3 protein-coding genes are annotated in these 850 nt (G+C 69.6%); all 3 read right to left on the reverse strand.

Annotated features, from left to right (window positions below):
- Nucleotides 1–2: 2 nt before the first annotated feature.
- Nucleotides 3–338, reverse strand: a complete 336-nt coding sequence (locus NP777_RS46970) for a hypothetical protein (RefSeq protein WP_256656337.1) — start codon at nucleotides 336–338, stop codon at nucleotides 3–5.
- Nucleotides 339–449: 111 nt separating this feature from the next.
- On the reverse strand, nucleotides 450–656 hold the full coding sequence (locus tag NP777_RS46975; protein ID WP_256656338.1) for an acyl-CoA carboxylase epsilon subunit: 207 nt from the start codon (nucleotides 654–656) through the stop codon (nucleotides 450–452).
- A 23-nt stretch (nucleotides 657–679) separates the two neighbouring features.
- Nucleotides 680–850 (reverse strand): carboxyl transferase domain-containing protein (locus NP777_RS46980; RefSeq protein WP_305890869.1); only part of this gene is annotated, 171 nt, incomplete at its 5' end.

An 850-nucleotide genomic window follows, 5' to 3' on the forward strand; every position in this document is an offset into this window, starting at 1 on the left:
CATCAGCATGTCGGCTCCAGGGTCTGGTTCGGGGCGGCGTAGAGCCGGTCGGTGGTTTCGAGGATCTGGCTCATGTCCGCGCCGGGGGAGACCGCGTGGATGTCCGTGGCCTTCGGCGTGGGGATGCCGACGTCGGGAATGATGTCGCCGACAAGGATCTGTTCCGGGGCCCGGTGCGGGTCGATGCCGATGACTTCGTAGCCGGTGGGGCGCGGGGTCCGGGCGACGGCGTTGGCGCCGCGGTCGTGGCCGTCAATCTCGGGCTCGACGATACGGGTGCCCGGCACCGGCGCGGCACCGGTACCGGCACGAGCTGTCCGCTGTCGCGGAGTCTTCACGGTCTCTCCGTTCGAATGGTCAGTGGGGCGGGAGGACCCCACCGGCCGCCAGGGCCAGGGAGTTCGCCGTGCTTGTGCGACGACGTCGCGGATGCGGGCCCCGTGGGTTCCTCAGCGTGGCCAGTAGGAGCTGCGCCACGCTGCCGGGCCCGGCTGGAGCGAGGCGTCGCACGAGATGGTGCGGGTTTTGGCCGTCCACCCGTGCAGGTGCTGCGGCGTCGCAGGAATGGCTGAGGCCGCTGCGGCGCGGGCTTGGACCACCACGAGCGCGGCGGCCAGCTCTTCGGGAGTGGGGTTGCCCCGGACAATACGGATCATGGAAACAGCCCTTCGCTAGGGGGCTAGAGGGGGATGTTGCCGTGCTTCTTCGGGGGCAGGGCTTCGCGCTTGTTCCGCAGTGTCCGCAGGCCGCGGACGATGTGGCGGCGGGTCTCGGAGGGCATGATCACCGTGTCGACGTAGCCTCGCTCGGCCGCGATATACGGATTGAGCAGGGTGTCCTCGTAGTCCGT

This window comes from Streptomyces rugosispiralis, from assembly GCF_024505145.1.
GTDB classification, from domain to species: Bacteria; Actinomycetota; Actinomycetes; order Streptomycetales; family Streptomycetaceae; genus Streptomyces; species Streptomyces rugosispiralis.